At 58.0% G+C, this 16,968-nt stretch carries 13 protein-coding genes and 1 riboswitch; of the genes, 4 read left to right on the forward strand and 9 right to left on the reverse strand.

The window, feature by feature from the left end; genetic code table 11:
* The first annotated feature begins 36 nt into the window (after nucleotides 1–36).
* Both L6990_RS02595 and L6990_RS02600 read left to right on the forward strand, forming a co-directional pair.
* Entirely contained in the window at nucleotides 37–318 is a 282-nt protein-coding gene (locus L6990_RS02595) for a hypothetical protein (RefSeq protein WP_237202517.1), read from the forward strand.
* 37 nt (nucleotides 319–355) lie between these two features.
* Nucleotides 356–1,366 carry an acyl-CoA thioesterase gene (locus L6990_RS02600; RefSeq protein WP_237202518.1) on the forward strand — a complete coding sequence of 337 codons (1,011 nt, stop codon included), beginning with the start codon at nucleotides 356–358 and terminating at the stop codon, nucleotides 1,364–1,366.
* A gap of 225 nt (nucleotides 1,367–1,591) precedes the next feature.
* On the opposite strand, the gene L6990_RS02605 is transcribed toward L6990_RS02600, so the two are convergent.
* From L6990_RS02605 to thiM, 3 genes are all read right to left on the reverse strand, one after another.
* Nucleotides 1,592–3,088: a bifunctional hydroxymethylpyrimidine kinase/phosphomethylpyrimidine kinase gene (locus L6990_RS02605; protein WP_237202519.1), complete on the reverse strand. Its 1,497-nt coding sequence runs from the start codon at nucleotides 3,086–3,088 to the stop codon at nucleotides 1,592–1,594.
* Nucleotides 3,085–3,720, reverse strand: coding sequence for a thiamine phosphate synthase (gene thiE / locus L6990_RS02610; RefSeq protein ID WP_237202520.1), 636 nt, complete (start codon nucleotides 3,718–3,720; stop codon nucleotides 3,085–3,087). Before thiE ends, L6990_RS02605 begins: the two co-directional genes overlap by 4 nt.
* The gene (gene thiM, locus L6990_RS02615) at nucleotides 3,720–4,532 is read right to left on the reverse strand and encodes a hydroxyethylthiazole kinase (RefSeq protein ID WP_237202521.1); all 813 of its coding nucleotides are present in this window, start codon (nucleotides 4,530–4,532) and stop codon (nucleotides 3,720–3,722) included. The genes thiE and thiM overlap by 1 nt, the downstream gene beginning before the upstream one ends.
* Nucleotides 4,522–4,618: riboswitch (TPP riboswitch) on the reverse strand. It overlaps the preceding gene by 11 nt.
* 178 nt (nucleotides 4,619–4,796) lie before the next feature.
* Between thiM and hisD the strand changes: the two genes are divergently transcribed.
* Nucleotides 4,797–6,116 carry a histidinol dehydrogenase gene (hisD, locus tag L6990_RS02620; RefSeq protein WP_237202754.1) on the forward strand — a complete coding sequence of 440 codons (1,320 nt, stop codon included), beginning with the start codon at nucleotides 4,797–4,799 and terminating at the stop codon, nucleotides 6,114–6,116.
* Entirely contained in the window at nucleotides 6,116–6,592 is a 477-nt protein-coding gene (nrdR, locus tag L6990_RS02625) for a transcriptional regulator NrdR (RefSeq protein ID WP_237202522.1), read from the forward strand. Before hisD ends, nrdR begins: the two co-directional genes overlap by 1 nt.
* A gap of 81 nt (nucleotides 6,593–6,673) precedes the next feature.
* Here nrdR and glgX read toward each other — a convergent pair whose 3' ends face one another.
* The 6 genes from glgX to ppgK all read right to left on the reverse strand — a co-directional run bounded on the left by glgX (nucleotide 6,674) and on the right by ppgK (nucleotide 16,959).
* Nucleotides 6,674–8,545: a glycogen debranching protein GlgX gene (gene glgX / locus L6990_RS02630; RefSeq protein ID WP_272879258.1), complete on the reverse strand. Its 1,872-nt coding sequence runs from the start codon at nucleotides 8,543–8,545 to the stop codon at nucleotides 6,674–6,676.
* Nucleotides 8,542–10,008: a glycogen synthase GlgA gene (glgA, locus tag L6990_RS02635; protein WP_237202524.1), complete on the reverse strand. Its 1,467-nt coding sequence runs from the start codon at nucleotides 10,006–10,008 to the stop codon at nucleotides 8,542–8,544. Before glgA ends, glgX begins: the two co-directional genes overlap by 4 nt.
* Nucleotides 10,009–10,016: 8 nt before the next feature.
* Entirely contained in the window at nucleotides 10,017–11,315 is a 1,299-nt protein-coding gene (gene glgC, locus L6990_RS02640) for a glucose-1-phosphate adenylyltransferase (protein ID WP_237202525.1), read from the reverse strand.
* A complete protein-coding gene (glgB, locus tag L6990_RS02645; protein WP_237202526.1) occupies nucleotides 11,312–13,447 on the reverse strand; it encodes a 1,4-alpha-glucan branching protein GlgB in 2,136 nt (711 codons plus the stop codon). Before glgB ends, glgC begins: the two co-directional genes overlap by 4 nt.
* 40 nt (nucleotides 13,448–13,487) lie before the next feature.
* The gene (locus tag L6990_RS02650; protein ID WP_237202527.1) at nucleotides 13,488–15,893 is read right to left on the reverse strand and encodes a glycogen/starch/alpha-glucan phosphorylase; all 2,406 of its coding nucleotides are present in this window, start codon (nucleotides 15,891–15,893) and stop codon (nucleotides 13,488–13,490) included.
* Nucleotides 15,894–16,122: 229 nt separating this feature from the next.
* A complete protein-coding gene (gene ppgK / locus L6990_RS02655; protein WP_237202528.1) occupies nucleotides 16,123–16,959 on the reverse strand; it encodes a polyphosphate--glucose phosphotransferase in 837 nt (278 codons plus the stop codon).
* Nucleotides 16,960–16,968: the final 9 nt, after the last annotated feature.

Genomic DNA, 16,968 nt, shown 5'->3' on the forward strand with positions numbered 1-16,968 from the left:
CCTTTTGTTGTTCTAAGAAAACTCTATGAGTGCATTATGAAAGGAAAATTAAAGTGGAATGAGATTGTTTTCATGAATGCCTTCAAAGGTGGAGTTGCTGCGGTAAAAAAACTAGTCAAATCGGTTTTTCTTGCTGTTTTGGGGACGGATTCAGCACTTGTAGGGAACCATGAGATTCTGCTCTTGATTCAGGGGCCAACGCAGGTTTTCTCATGGATTCCAGCAACCCGCGTCCCCTTTATCGCCTCAAACCAGCAGGTGTTTTTCCCACTCCCCTCCCCAATACACGAAGAAACAGGTAGAACAGCCTTAGAATGAACAATCAACACCCACCTACAAAGAAGTAGAACCAATCATGAACAGCACCCAGAGCAGCCTTACCACCCCCTCGCCCTCCATCACCCTGCGCTTTTTAGCGGCGCCCACCGATGTACTGTCAGCAGGTTCCCAGGGGGTGCACGGAGGCCGCGTACTGGAGTGGATCGATAAGGCGGCCTACGCCTGTGCCGTGGGCTGGTCCGGCACCTACTGCGTCACCGCCTACGTTGGCCATATCCACTTCACCCGACCCATCCCGTCCGGGCACATGGTGGAGGTGCGCTCGCGCATCGTCTACACCGGCCGGTCCACCATGCACATCGTCAATGAAGTGCTGTCGGCTGACCCCCGTGACGGTCTCTTCACACGTGCTTGCGATTGTCTGGTGATCTTCGTAGCTATGGACGAGAACCGTAAGTCCCAGCCGGTAACCCCCTATGTTCCGGTCACCGATGAAGAGAAGCGGGTGCAACAGGCAGCTATTTCGCGCATTGATTTGCGCAACGCTATTGAAGACGAGATGATAGCGCAGACCTATTCTTCAAACTCCACGGCGCCAGAAATTACCCATCGTTTTCTCGCCAAGCCCACCGACATTAACTGGGGCGGCAACGTTCATGGCGGCACCGCCATGGAGTGGATTGACGAGGCAGCCACCAGCGTGACCATGGCATGGAGCGGGGAGCGAACTGTAGCTGTTTATGCCGGCGGGGTGCGCTTCTACCGGCCGGTGCACATTGGAGATCTGGTGGAGGTAACCGCCCGTCTGGTACGGACAGACGCCCGAACCATGGGCGTCATGGTTCACCTGAGAGCCGGTGACCCGCGCGAACGCAACGAGGAACTGCCCCTAGCTATCCACGCCTCCATGACCTACGTTGCGGTAGATTATGACGGCAACGCGCTGCCTGCCCGCCCCTTCACCCCGCAGACCGATGAGGACCGTGCCCTGCGCCAGCACGCCATGCGCCTGCGCGAGCTACGTGCTGAATACGAGCCCATGCCTCTGGTTCCCCCCACCCAGCACAAGGTAAGGTTTACTGACTAACTGACTAGGGGGTGACCGGATCTTGGCGGGAGTGTACGCCTCAATCAAATTTATGGTTGAGGCTGTGCCTGGCGTGGTTGCGATGATTGAATCATTGCAATGGCAACTATTGTTCTTATTACCGCGGTTTTTTATGGTGTAGACCCTGGTGTGTTCTCGGAGTGCAGTGTGGGCCTGTTGAGGAGCTCACACGGCGCCATGCTCCGAGCCCACTGAGAGGACGGCCTAGAGCGTATCTAGCAACAGAGCCTGGGCAAAGAAGTCTGCCTCCAGCTGGCAAGCTCGCCAGAAAGCCTGCTGCGCTGCCGCCCGCTGATGATCAGAGGCTGCCGCCAGCAATTCCTCGGCAATCTGCACCGCCCGAGCGGTCGATGCCTGGAAAGCCTCATCCCTGTAGGCCTCCACCCAATCCTTATAAGGGTGGTCCGCTGAAATAGCATCAGGCACAAAAGCCGCCAACTGCGCATACAGCCAGAAGCAGGGCAATACCGCGGCGACCGCAACCACGTAGTCGCTTCCAGCCTCAGCCCGCAAAAAGTCTGTATAAGCCAGAGTCGCAGGGGAGGGATGTACCGTTGAGGGGTCCAGATTCCACTGGGCGTGCATTCCCTGTTCAACCGCGATGCAACCGGTCACTGACTCCGCCCAGAAACTGCGCTCATCAGCCGACTGAGCAGCAGCAGCAAGACGCGCCAAAACCGCAGCATAGATGTTGAGGTAGTAGTCATCTTGTTCAATGTAGAACGTGAACTGTGACCCGCTCAAAGTACCCTGCATCAGTGCGGAAATAAAGCCGTCTGACCCAAAACGGTCGAGAGATTCGCCAGCATACTCCCAGAGCTCCCGGGTGTGCTCACCGGAGGCCTTCACAACGGGCTGGTGCCGGTTACGTTTGTCAGGAACAGCCGGGTTCTGCAGACCCGATTTAGCTTGTCGGCGCAACCGATGGAAGTGGTCGATGGGTCCGTTACCTGTTCCCACCGCCTGAGCTTCACCATATTGCAGAGCTTCATGTGCCCAGGAGGTCGCCCATTCAAGAGCTACCTGCGGGCTCTCACCCAGACCCAGCCGGGTTGCCAAGGCAGAAGACAGAGAACAACCGGTGCCGTGCGAGGCAGTGGTATCCACAAACCAGGACGCAGCGTGGGCAAGTTCGCCGGTGGCGTTCACCAGGGTGTTGCCCCGGTCATCATCTGCCAGGTGCCCGCCCTTGGCAACCACCAGGGCACCGGTCTTTTCTGCCAAAACCTGTGCCTGGGCAATCAGCTCAGCTCGGCTGCTCGCCGCCGGTTTACCCACGAGGGCCGCTAGTTCGTCCATGTTTGGTGTCAGCACGGTGGCGCAGGTAAGCAGGTCAGCGGATACCGAGTCAGCTAGTGCCTGACCCGAACTTGCTACCATCACCGGGTCAACAACCACAGAGATATTGGCGGGCAGGTTGCGTAGCCAGTTCACCACCACCGCAGCAGAGGCCTGGTCGGCGATCATCCCGACCTTGACCGCATCAATAATTACATCATCACTGACAGCCCTTAGCTGGGCTTCCAAAAAATCCGGGTCAGGGGTATGTACCTGCTGGACTCCACGGGTGTTCTGCACCACCAGAGAGGTTACTACCCCCATCCCGTAGCCACCGGCTGCAGCAATGGACTTCACATCAGCCTGTAAACCTGCGCCCCCCGTGGGATCGGTACCGGCAATAGAAATGACACGAGCTATCATGCCATCAACTCCTTCAAAGAACGGGCAGCCTCGGCTGGATCAGTAGCCGCCATAATCGCAGACACCACGCAGCAACCTGCAACACCCGTCCTGCTGACCTCAGCGATGTTGCTGGTATTGAGCCCGCCAATGGCGACCGAACAAATACCTGATGCAGCGGCATCGGTTGCTAGCGCCTGCAAAGTATTCACGCCAAGCGCTGCCCCCGCATCCTTCTTGGTGTTGGTAGCGTAGACCGGCCCCATCCCGATAAGGTCGGGGCGAATGCTACCACTCAGTGCTGCCCGGAGCTCGGCGTGGGTTCCCACCGACAGCCCGATTCGGGGCCCAGCACCGAGTAATTCACGGGCGGTCTCCAGGGGCATGTCGCCCTGACCGATGTGCACATCAAGGCTAAAGCGGGCAGCTACCTCCACCCGATCATTGACGATGAGGGGAACTTTTGCGGGTTCGGTGACGGAAAGAACTGACTCGACGAGGGCAGAGAAGGTTGTATCGTCGAGCTCTTTGTCGCGTACCTGGACGGTATTCACGCCACCGTCAATAGCTTCGGCAACCACTCCGGCTACCTTCTGCCATCCGCCAGCCATGCCAGAATCCGTGACCAGGTATAGGCCGTAGTTACCTATCATTAGAGCACCTCGGTTTCACAGCTGGCGGTGCACCCTTCAGCAAGGTGAAGCCCATCGAGCCATGCCTCACGAAACGTTCCCGGGCCTTTTGCAAGGGGGTGAGCGTATTCGGCGGCCGTAGCGAAGGTGGCGTGAGCGGCGGCCGCGGCTTCGTGGGCGTCATCCCAGGCTGCCAAGTACGCAGCGACGACGGCACCCAGGGAACAGCCTGTGCCGATCACCAAAGGCATGAAGGCACTGCCGCCGCTAACACGGGTGACTCGATGGGTGGAGACAATGATATCGGTGGCCCCTGAGAGGGCAACCACCCCGCCGGTTTCGCGAGCTAGGGCTATCGCCGCATCCAGGGCCGCTTCACCAGAATCGGTGGAGTCAACTCCTCGGCCTCCGGAGCGCTCTTGCTGGGTGAAAGCAGCGTGAAGGTTGAGAATTTCTGAGGGGTTGCCGCGAATAACGGTGGGTTTGGAGGTAAGTAACTCGACACTTAGTTCAGTACGAACCGTCAATCCGCCAACAGCTACCGGGTCAAGCACCCAGGGTGTACCGTGTTCAGTCGCTACTTTGACGGCGCTACGCATGGACTCCACATAGTAGGGGTCTGGATTGCCCACGTTAATGAGAAGGGCATCTGCCACTGCTGCGAATTGGCCTGATTCCTCGGGGTGGCTCACCATCGCGGGGGAGGCGCCCACTGCCAGAAGAACATTGGCTGAAATTTCCTGAACTACCGAGTTGGTCAGACAGTGCACCAGAGGGTTGCGAGCCCGGACAGTACGATTAATGATCTCAATTGGCATGCTGGTTGGAGTCATCACACATTCCCTTCGCTAATACTAACTAGAGCAGGTTCAACGGGTTTGATCTCAGCGCCAGAGACGGCGCACCCCGAGTGGTACTCACCATGGTAGCAGGTGAAATGTGCCCGTAGTTACATTGCTAGTTACATTGCTCAGCGGATTAAAGTGTTAATCAACCGAACCCGCTGAGTTATGCCTGTCATAGATGCTGGTATTTGACGCCCACTATAAAATGGTGTTGTGAGCACTATCGATAGCACCCAGAGCCCGGCAGCCCCAATGCTGCGCACCATCGACCTGCGCGGCACCAGCCATTCCTATAAGGAGTTGCGCCAGATTGTTCCTCGCCAAACCAGTGACTATGTGGGCAACGCTCTAGCTACCGTCGAAGACATTATTACCAGAGTGCGAGCCGACGGCGCCCCCTACCTGCGCGAGCTCTCACAGCGTTTTGACGGCGTAACCCAGGGCGCCTTGCGCGTGCCCCAGTCCTCCATTGACGGTGCGGTTGCCGCTCTAGACCCGGCTGTGCGTGAGGGCCTTGAAATCGCCATTACCCGCACTCGGGCCTTCGCCGCCGCCCAACGTCCTGACGATAAAACGATCGAAGTGGCTCCCGGAGCCAAGCTCACTAACCGCTGGACGCCCGTACGCCGTGCCGGAGTCTACGTGCCCGGCGGCCTAGCCGTCTACCCCTCATCCGTCATCATGAATACCGTGCCTGCCCAGGCAGCCGGTGTTGGCTCCCTGGTGCTCTGCACCCCTCCCCAGAAAGAATTCGGAGGCCTGCCTCACCCCACCATCCTGGCCGCGGCCGGTCTGCTGGGAGTCACCGAGGTCTGGGCTATCGGCGGCGCTCAGGCGCTCGCCGCTATGGCCTACGGAATTGATGACGACGGCGAAACCCTAGAACCGGTAGACACCATCACCGGCCCCGGTAACATCTTTGTTGCCATGGCAAAACGAGCTTTACAGGGCGTGGTGGGCGTGGACGGGGAGGCTGGCACCACCGAAATCGCAGTTATTGCGGATGACACCGCCAACGCAGATTATGTAGCGGCTGACCTCATTTCCCAGGCTGAGCACGACCCCAACGCCGGGTCAATTTTGATTACCCACAGCTCGGCTCTCGCCGAGGCGGTGACCGAAGCCATCACCCGTCGTGCGGCTGCCACCAAGCACGCCGAGCGCGTCGCTACCGCCCTGTCTGGCCCCCAATCCGGCATTATTCTCACCGACTCGCTGGACCAGTCCATTGCCGTGGCAGATGCCTACGCAGCTGAGCACCTTGAGATTCACACTGAGGACGCCGCGGATGTCGCTGGCCGCGTCCGTAACGCTGGCGCTATCTTCATTGGCGGTTTTTCACCGGTGCCCCTGGGGGATTACGCCGCTGGTTCTAACCACGTGCTGCCCACCGGCGGTTCTGCTGCCTTTGCTTCGGGGCTGAACACCACCGTCTTCATGAAAGCGGTGCAGCTCATCGAGTACTCCGAAGAGGCTCTAGCAGAAATCGGTGACGCTATCGTAGCTGTCGCTGAAGATGAAGATTTGCCCGCCCACGGTGAGGCCATTACCGCCCGCTCGAAAGGCAACTAATGTACTGCCCCTTCTGCCGTCACACCGACTCCCGCGTTGTAGACTCCCGCACCACCGATGACGGTGGCGCGATCCGCCGCCGCCGTCAGTGCACTGAGTGCGGTAAGCGTTTCACCACCGTGGAAACCACCGCCGTTGCGGTCATTAAGCGCTCCGGGGTCACCGAACCCTTCAACCGAGCAAAAATTATCTCGGGTGTGCGTAAAGCCTGCCAGGGGCGCCCGGTCGGTGAGGACGACCTGGCTAAGCTGGCCCAGGAGGTCGAAGAGTCAATCCGCGCTAAGGGGCTGGCAGAAATCGATGCCCATGAAGTGGGCCTGAGCATCCTAGAGCCGCTCTCACGTCTAGACACCGTAGCCTATCTTCGCTTCGCCAGCGTCTACCAGGCCTTTGAATCCCTGGCTGATTTTGAGCGAGCTATCGCAGCCTTGCGTGACAGTGGGGCAGAGGACGGCGAGCAACCAACACTCATCTAGGATAGCCGCACCCGCAGGTGTGGGGTGGCTACCCCACAAAAGCTGAGAGGCAGTACCCTGGTGGGCACTGCCTCTTGGCTTTTAACTATAGAGCCGTACCGACTGGGGGAGACCTTCATCGGAGGCGAACTCAAGGTTCCACTGCCTGCCCTCGGGGTGCGAAGGTAGCTGAAGATTCACGTCACCACCGGTATTGAAGACCAGCAAGAGACCGTCTAGCTGCAGTTGGAAGCATCTGAAGGCAGGGTCATGCCAGTCGTGGTCCTGTGTATGTTGCCCGTCGGCCCGCCACCAGAGAGCTTCGTCCCCGTGTAGAAATTCTTGCTGGTGTAGCTGGGGGAAGCGGCGGCGTAGCGTGATGAGCTCTGCAACGTAAGCCGATAGCTCCTGGTCAGCAGATTCCCAATCAAGCCAGGTAATGTCGTTGTCCTGGCAGTAGGCATTGTTATTGCCTAGCTGGGTGTTCCCCCGCTCATCGCCAGCCAGTAGCATGGGCACTCCCTGAGAGAACATGAGAGTTGCCAGCATAGCTTTGATACGACGTTTTCTCACCAGGGTGATCTGTGTGTCATCGCTGGGGCCTTCAACGCCGCAGTTATCGCTAAAGTTTTCGCCGTGACCGTCCCTATTATCCTCACCGTTAGCTTCATTGTGCCGCTGGGAGTAGCTCACCACATCATGGAGGGTGAAACCGTCGTGGGCTGTAATGAAGTTGATGGACGCACTAGCGGGTCTGCTGCTGTGGTCAAAGTGCTCGGCGCTGCCCAGCAGGGCAGAGGCAAGCTTACCCATACCTTCAGCATCACCACGCCAAGCCTGGCGCACGCCATCTCTGAAGGTGTCGTTCCATTCGCGCCAGGGGTGGGGGAAGTGGCCCAGCTGGTAACCCCCTCGGCCAATATCCCAGGGCTCAGCGATCATCTTGAGATTTCTGAGAACAGGGTCTTGTGAGACTGCTTGGAAGAAGGCTGAACGATAGTCAAAACCGGTGTGGGAACGCCCTAAAGTGCTGGCAAGGTCGAAGCGGAAACCGTCCACACCGTAGCGCTGGGCAAAGTGACGCAAAGAATCGAGCACAAGCCGCAGGACGTGGGGGCTACGCACAGCTAGGGTATTACCGGTGCCGCTGTGATTAGCGTAGGACCTATCGGCGTTGCGCATATAGTAGTGGTGGTCGTTGAGGCCGCGCATTGAAAGGGTAGGGCCGCCCTGGTCACCCTCACCGCTGTGATTGAACACCACATCCAGAATGACCTCGATACCGTTCTCGTGCAGAGCGTGCACTGCCTGCCTAAATTCGATATCGGCTTGCGCCCCGGTTTTATCCCCGGAGGAATAACGGGGTTCTAAGGCTGAAAAACCGATGGGCTGGTAGCCCCAGTAGTTGATGAGGCCGCGCTCAGTGATGTACTGGTCATCTAAGAAGGCCTGAACGGGCAGTAGTTCCAAGGCATTGACGCCCAGACCTTTGAGATAGTCGAGCACGGCGGAATCGCCCAGAGCTGCGTAGGAGCCTCGGATTTGTTCAGGGATGTCTGGGTGCTTTTGTGTCAGGCCTTTAACGTGGGCCTCAAGAATCACTAAATCCGCCCAGGAATGATGTGGGCGGTTGCTGGCGGGGTCAAGGGCGGTATCAGGTGCCGCCGGTACCACGCACTTAGGTACAACAGGTGCGCTGTCGCCGGCAGCGTCCCCCGCCATCATCGGGTTCCAGCGCAAAGGGGCTTCTAGCTCCTGTGCCCAGGGATCAATGAGAAGTTTTTCAGGGTTGAAGTTTGGGTCATTGCCGGTGGCACGAAGACCGTACCGGTCACCTGCGTGCACACCGGCAATATCGCCAATCCAATATTCGCCGTCACGGCGAGTTAGCTCATGCCGAGTTTCGCAATCGTTGTCATCGAAAAGACACAACCAAACATTCGTGGCTTCTGGGGCCCAAACCTCTATTTTCATTCAATGAGATTATCAAACATCGCTGCATACTGCGCAGCCGACTGTTCCCAGCCAACAGGTGCGTTCATCGCTGTGTGGCGTAGCTGAGACCACGCCTCGGCATCACCGTAGAGATCTATGGCACGGCCGAGAGCGAAACTGAGCCCTCCGGCATCGATGGTTCCGCCCAGGTAAGCGTCCCCGAAGGTAAAGCCGGTGGCAATGCCTGCAGCCAGATTCTCAGGGGTAGCATCGCAGACGGTATCACGCAGCCCGCCGGTGGCGGCGACAACCGGTATGGTGCCGTAGCGCATGCCGTAGAGCTGAGTCAGACCGCTGGGTTCGAACCGTGAAGGAACCAGTACGATATCGCCACCGGCGTACAAGCGGTGGCTCAGAGCCTCGTCGTAGCCAATGCGCAGGCCCACCTGGCCCGGGTAACGGGCAGCTAAATCGCCGAGTGCAGCCTCATAATCAGCGTCGCCAGAGCCCAGAATAGCTACAGCTCCACCGTGCTCCAAAAAGCCCGGTAGTGCTTCAACCATCAGATCAATGCCCTTCTGATAAGTCAAGCGGGTCACCACAACGGCGAGAGGGCCAGTGGGTTCAGCCAGACTGAATTCTTGCAGTAGGCGCTGACGATTTTCAGCTTTTCCAGAAGTATCTAGAGCTGAGTAGGGCACAACCTCGGGGTCAGTTGCCGGGTCCCAGACCGAGACGTCAACACCGTTAATAAAGCCTGCTAGTTCACCGCGGTCCCGGCGAGCCTTGACGACCCCTTCAAGACCAAAACCGAAGTGAGCCTCGGTCAGCTCTTGGGCATAGCTGGGGCTCACCGTGGTGAGGCGGGAGGCATGCACCATACCCGCCTTAAGGGTGGATAGCAGCCCGTGGTATTCCAGGGATTCAGGTGTGAAATCCCAGGAGGGCAGACGCAGGTAGTCTAGCTGGTCGGCACCCACGATGCCCTGGAAGGCGATGTTATGCACGGTCATCACGGTCGGTGTCGTAGAACCGGCATAGCGCAGGTAAGAAGGAACCAAACCTGCCTGCCAGTCATGGGCATGCACCAGATCGGGCTTCCACTTATCCTTGGTTCCGTGCAGAGCGATCTGGGCGCCCACCCAGCTGAGAGCCGCGAAACGCACGTGGTTATCGTGGAAGTCGTGACCGTGAGCGGAGTAAGGCCCGCCGTCACGGTCAAAGAGGTGCGGGGCATCCAGCAACAGGACGTTAAGCCCATCAATCTTGCCGCGAACCACCGCAGCGGGGCCGCCGAAAAGGTTTTCATCGCCCCACACGCGGGTGCCGCGTCCAATTTTTTGGAGCAGACCGGGGTAAGCGGGGAGCAGTACCTTGGTTTTCCAACCTAGCGGTTCTAACGCGGCAGGCAGAGCGCCCACCACATCTGCCAGACCACCAGTTTTGATGAGAGGTGCACATTCAGATGCTACCGATAGAACGCGTTTTATACGACGAGCCATGAGGAAATTTACCCTTCTTGTGCAGCTGAGCGGCGATCAATCATTTTCTGGGTAATCAGAGTTACCCCGGTGGCGGTCACGCTGAACCACTTGGCGTCCTCTTCTGGATCTTCACCCACTACTAGACCTTCAGGGATGGTTACGTCACTGTCCACCACGCAACGGGTCAGACGCGCTGAACGGCCAATATCAACCTTGGGAAGCACCACGGACTGATCCAGCTGAGCGTACGAGTGCACGCGGGTGCCGGTGTAGAGCAGCGAGTTAGAAACAGTGGCACCTGAAATGATGCAGTCACCGGCGATCAGGGACTGAATGGCCTGACCAACCCGCCCCTCCTCGTTGTGAACAAACTTGGCGGGAGGAGTAATTTCTGAGTAGGTCCAAATCGGCCATGAACGGTCGTAGAAGTCCAGGGGAGGAATCATTGAGGTCAGGTCAAGGTTGGCCTGCCAGAAGGAATCAATGGTACCGACATCTCGCCAGTAGGGCCTGGTTTCCAAGCCGCTCATGACGCAAGAATCGCTGAAGCGGTGGGCGTAAGCGCCGCCGTCCTTCACAATCTGGGGAATAATATCGTGCCCGAAATCGTGGGAGGACTCGGGGTTCTCAGCATCAGCGATCAGGATTTCCCTGAGGTAGGACCAGTCGAAAACGTAGATACCCATGGAGACCAGGGACTCATCGGGGTTATTGGGGCTTGCCGGGGGGACGTCTGGCTTTTCGAGGAAGTCGACAATCTGGCTGTTCTCATCCACTGCCATAACACCAAAGGCACTTGCCTCATCACGTGCGACGGTCAGGCAGCCGACAGTTACATCAGCGCCCTTCTCCACGTGGTGCTGCAACATGATTTCGTAGTCCATCTTGTAAATGTGATCGCCGGCTAGGACTACAATGTACTCCACCTGGTAGTCATCAACGATGTCAATGTTCTGGTAGATGGCGTCGGCAGTGCCCATGTACCACTGGTGTTCTGACACGCGCTGGCTGGCAGGCAGAATATCGAGGTATTCGTTGCGTTCTGCGCGGAAGAAGCTCCAGCCACGCTGCAGGTGGCGGATGAGAGAGTGTGCCTTGTACTGGGTTGCTACAGCAATCTTACGAATACCTGAGTTGTAGGCATTCGAAAGGGGAAAGTCGATAATTCGGGCCTTGCCACCAAAGTGAACTGCTGGCTTAGCTCTGCGGTCAGTGAGCTCTTCGAGGCGGCTACCACGGCCGCCTGCGAGGACAAAAGCCATAGCTTGATTCGATAGTCGGTGGGTGCTGTCCCTATGAGTGGTGGTTGAGCTGAGGTGAATCATGATTGTTCCTCTACAAAATAGATGACTGACAAGGGTGGAAGTTTGAGGAGGGCTGACTGGGCTTCGTTACCCATGGGCACAGGTTCGGTTTCAATAGCACCACCGTGGCCACGATTTCCGCCGTGGTAGTGGGCAGCATCGGTATTGAGGGCTTCAATCCAGCGACCGGCCAGCGGGAAGGGCACGCGGTAGCCATCGCGTTCAATCGGGTTTAGGTTCATGACTACCACTACGTGCCGGTCACCCGCCCAGCCGCGTCTCAGCCAGGCGTAGACCTGCTCATCGACGGCATCGACCAGTAGCCACTGAAAGCCGTGAGGGTCAGAGTCGCTGCGGTGTAGGGCAGGTTGTTGCCGGTATAGGCTATTGAGGTCTCGTACCAACGACAGGACGCCGGCGTGGCCCTTGTCTTCTAGGACGTGCCAGTCAAGTTCGCTTTCGTAGTTCCACTCACTGGGCTGGCCAAATTCTTGCCCCATGAAGAGAAGCTTCTTGCCGGGGTAGGCCCACATGTAGGCCAGGAAGGCTTTGAGATTACCCAGCTTGGCTGCGTGATCCCCGGGCATTCGCTCGTAGAGGGAACCCTTGCCGTGCACAACCTCGTCGTGGCTAATGGGTAGCATGAAACGTTCACTGAAGATGTAGGTGATGCCAAAGGTTAACAAATCAGAGTGATACTTACGGTAAATCGGGTCTAGCCCAAAGTAGCGCAGTGAGTCATTCATCCAGCCAAGGTTCCATTTGAATTCAAACCCCAGGCCACCGTGCTCGGTGGTGCGGGTGACTCCTGGGAAGGTGGTGGACTCCTCAGCGATCATCATGGCACCTTCAACGGTGCGCTCAACGGCGTCGTTGGTGGTTTTCAAGAAGTCGATGGCTTCGTAGTTCTCGGGCCCGCCGTCCTTATTGGGCACCCACTCGCCATCCTTGCGGGAATAGTTGCGGTGAATGATAGAGGCAACGGCGTCGACGCGCAGACCGTCCAGGTGATATTCCTGCAACCAGTAGAGCGCGTTAGACCGCAGGTGACCGGCCACCTCGGGTCGGCCATAGTTATAGATGAGGGTGTTCCAGTCGGGGTGGAAGCCTTCTTGCGGGTTCTGGTGCTCATAGAGCGCGGTCCCGTCAAAGTTGCCTAGCCCGTGGGCGTCGGTGGGGAAGTGCCCCGGTACCCAGTCGGCAATAACCCCGATGCCCTTTTGATGAGCCCGATCAACGAAGGCCTGAAAATCCTCGGGCAGGCCGTAGCGAATGGTGGGAGCGTACATGCCGATGGGCTGATAACCCCAGGAACCGTCAAAGGGGTGTTCAGTGATAGGTAAAACCTCGATGTGGGTGAAGCCAAGATCAGCGACGTAGTCGATAAGATCATGCCATCCTTCACGCCGCCACGAGCCGAGGTGAACCTCATAGACGCTTACTGGGGTGGTCAGCGCGTCCACCTCAGCACGTTTTTTCAGCCAAGCGCCATCCTGCCAGGAGTGCTTGCCAAGAGCGCGTACCACCGAGGCGTTCGCCGGAGGCATTTCTGACCCGAACCCCACTGGGTCGGCTTTGAGGGGCATGAGCTCGCCCTCGGCTGTGAGAATCTCGTACTTGTAGGTTTCCCCCTCGGTGAGACCGGGAATGAAGAGCTCCCAAATACCGCTGGAGCCACGCAGTCGCATGGGGTGGGCAATGCCATTCCATGCGTTGAAGGCGCCCACCACAGAAACGCGGCTAGCATTCGGTGCCCACACAGCGAAATGTACACCCGGTACATTTTCATGTTGCATGGGGTGGGCACCGAGCACCCGCCATAGAGACTCATGCCGGCCCTCGCTGAAGAGATGTTCATCGAGGGACCCTAAGACCGGGGTGAACCGATAAGGGTCCTCCTTCTCCTCAACATATCCGCCATTCCATTCGATGCGCAGGCGGTAGTAGGGGAGTGATTCACCAACAAAGACTGGCACATCACCCCAGCGCTGCACCAGTTCTCGCTGGTCCGTTGCATTGACGGCCCACACTCGATGAGCGCCGGGAAGAAGCGCCACAACTTCGGTGCCGTCCGCGCTTGGTCCCAGAACCTTGAACGGGTCCCGGTGTTTTCCTGCAGCGAGGACGCGGGCTTCTTCGTGGGTGATTGCCATGATTATTTCTCCAGTCTCCTTAAAGTTTTAAGGATGTAGCCTAAAGGGCTGAGTCAATTCCCCAGACTTCGGTCATGTATTCCCGTACCGACCGGTCCGAACTGAAATACCCCATGCGGGCTATGTTCAGCACGGCCATACGGTTCCAACGGGCCGTGTCGCGGTAGGCTTCTTCAACCTCTTTCTGAGCGCGGTCGTAGTCATCGAAATCTGACGCAACGAGGAACCAGTCGCTGTTCCACATATTGTCAACGAGCTGACCAAACCTATAGGGCTCATCAGGGCTGAAGGTGCCTTCTGCGACCGCCTGCAAGATGTCTCGAAGAGCCTGGCTCTTCTCGATGGCTGCACGGGAGTGCCCCTGTTGGCTTCGGCGCTGGGCCACTTCTTCGGTGGTAAGACCAAAGAGGAAGAAATTATCTGCACCAACATGCTCACGTATCTCAACGTTAGCGCCGTCGAGTGTACCGATAGTTAATGCACCGTTAAGAGCAAACTTCATGTTGCCGGTGCCGGAGGCCTCCATACCAGCGGTTGAGATCTGCTCGGAGAGATCCGAGGCAGGGATCAACTTCTCAGCCATGGTGACGTTGTAGTTGGGAGGGAATACGATGCGCAGCAAGTGCTTGGTTTCGGGGTCGTTATTGACGACCTCTGCCACGTCGTTAATTAACTTAATGATGTCTTTGGCGGTGTGGTAGCTGGGGGCTGCCTTGCCAGCAAAGATCTTGACGCGGGGCACCCAGCCTGCGTTGGGATCCCTCTTGATGCGCTGGTAGTGAGCGATAGTCCAGAGGATGTTCAGTAGCTGACGCTTGTACTCGTGCATGCGCTTGACCTGTGAATCAACCAGAGCGTTGGTGGGTAGATCCAGGCCGTGCTCTTCCTTCAGCCACTCTGAGAAGCGCTCTTTGGCAGCCAGCTTGGTCTGGCCGAAAGCATCCAGGAATGCTGGGTCTTCTGCATGGGCCTCAAGTTCGCGCAGACGCTCAAGGTCGGTTTCCCAGCCTTCACCGATGGTCTTGGTGATGAGAGCAGCAAGTGCGGGGTTGGCTAGCTTGAGCCAGCGGCGGGGGGTGATGCCGTTGGTAATGTTGACGATGCGCTCGGGGTAGAGGGCATCATGAACCGGGAAGAGCTCGGTCCTGACCAGGTCAGTGTGGAGCGCTGAGACGCCATTGACGCGGTGGCTAGTGGTGAAGGCAAGGTCGCCCATGTTCACCTGGTCGCCTGAAATCAGGCGTGCCGGGTGGGGTGAACCTGCCTGCAGCTCAACAAACTTTTGGTCCAGACGCTCGATGATCTGCAGGTGGCGCGGGAGCACGTTACGCATGAGGCCCACGGTCCAGCGTTCTAGAGCCTCAGGTAGCAGGGTGTGGTTGGTGTAGCCCAGCACGCGGGTGGACAGGTCGGCTGCCCGGTCAAAATCAAAGCCGTATTCATCGACCAGAACACGAATAAGCTCCGGCCCGGCAATAGCGGGGTGAGTATCGTTCATCTGAATAGCGACGTGGGCATCCAGGTTTTCCAGGGAGTCGTGGTTCACCAGGTGGCGGCGCACGATGTCCTGCACGGATGCTGAGGTAAGGAAGTATTCCTGCGAGAGGCGAAGCTGCTTACCGCCATCGGTGGTGTCATTGGGGTAGAGCACTCGGCTGAGGCTGCGAGCCAGAGCTTCAGGTTCTGCAGCCGCTGCGAAGTCGCCGGAGTTGAACCTGCCCAGGTCAAAGAGGTCAGCGTTAGGGGTAGCTGCCCAGAGGCGGAGGGTATTAGCCCACTTGCCGCCGTAGCCCACCACGGGGCTGTCAAAAGCTTGAGCCTGGACGTGGGTGCCGGGCTCCCAGCGCAGAACACCGTTTTCTTCGTAGACATCACCGCCGAAACCAACACCGTAGACAGATTCGGGGCGGTCAAAGTCCCAGGGGTTGCCGTGGGCAAGCCAGTTTTCGGGGTTTTCCTGCTGGCGACCGTCCTTGAAGCTCTGCTCAAAAAGACCGTGTTCGTAGCGCAGACCATAACCGTAGGCGGGGCAGCCCACGGTTGCCATTGACTCGAGGTAGCAGGCTGCCAAACGGCCCAGACCACCGTTACCCAGGGCGGCATCCGGCTCTTCACTGGCAACGGTCTTAAAGTCGACACCTAAACCCTCAAGGGCCTCAGCTGCAATATCGCGCAGACCCAGGTTGATAGCAAGGTCTTCGGTGAGGCGACCGATGAGGAATTCCATGGAGAGGTAGTAGACGCGCTTGCGGTCTTCGTCCCAGGTGCGTCGAGTTGAGGCAAACCAGGGGGCCACTGCATGATCTCGCAGGGTGTGCGACAGGGCGATTCTCCAGTCGAAAACTGTTGAATGCTTGGGGTCTTTGCCCGCAGTGAACTGGAGGTGCTTCAAGAGTGCTGAGCGGAAGCTAGCTACTGATGGTTCTAGGCTTGTGTGTTCTGACATACGTTTATCCTATTTCTTCAATTTTCTTATTCATAAGGCATTTCACCGAGCCGCGGCATTGTTGCTTTTTTTACTCCGATTAAAGGTGAAACTTGTTGGTTTACATCCTTCATGTGTCGTGTTTGTGGGCTGAGTTACCTCTGCGGACAGCATGTGTGGTATAGATCTCCCCCGCGTTCAAGGGGTGGACGGCGGGGGTGTAACAAAGGCGGGGCCGGCAGGGTGTGCTCTAGGCTGCGCGGCGTGCCTGTTCGGACGGCATGCCCGCTGCCCACACCGCAGCACCAACGATTCCAGCGTTGTTACGCAACTCGGCCATCACGATAGGAGTGCGAACATCTTCTTCAAAATATGGCAGGAATTTCTCGGGGTTCTTCGAGATACCGCCACCGATGATGAAGAGATCGGGGGTGAAGAGCATTTCTACGTGGGTGAAGTAGCGGCGCAGGCGCTTGCCGTACTTCTTCCACGACAGTTCGTGAGTTTCACGAGCACGGGCGGACGCCTGGGTTTCAGCATCATGCCCATCGATTTCCAGGTGACCCAGCTCGGTGTTGGGAACCAGCTGGCCATTGATAATGAGCGCTGAACCGATACCGGTACCCAGGGTGATAACAGCAATCAGACCTGGCTTGTCGCGGCCCTGGCCGTAGATAGCCTCAGCCAGACCAGCGGCGTCCGCGTCATTGAGGGCGTACACCTTGCGCCCGTCCAGCGCGGCGCTCATAATACCCTCAAGGTCAGCGCCGACCCAGGACTCATCAACGTTGGCCGCTGAGAGGGTGACGCCGTTCTTCACCACGGCTGGGAAATCAATGCCGATTGCTGAATCGGGTGCTGGGGCTAGCTCCCTGCCCTGCAACTCGTCCACAATTTCGCGTACCACAGTCGCACAGGCCTCAGGAGTGGCGGGCTGCGGGGTGGGAATGCGGAAGCGTTCGCCCACCAGATTGCCGGTACGGGTATCCACCACACCGCCCTTCATGCCGGTGCCACCAATATCGATGCCGATGGCCAGGTCGTTGGGGTTTGGTGCAGGGATTTCAGCGGTGATTGTTTCGCTCATGAGCGCTCC

Source organism: Rothia endophytica, assembly GCF_928381505.1.
GTDB lineage: Bacteria > Actinomycetota > Actinomycetes > Actinomycetales > Micrococcaceae > Rothia > Rothia endophytica_A.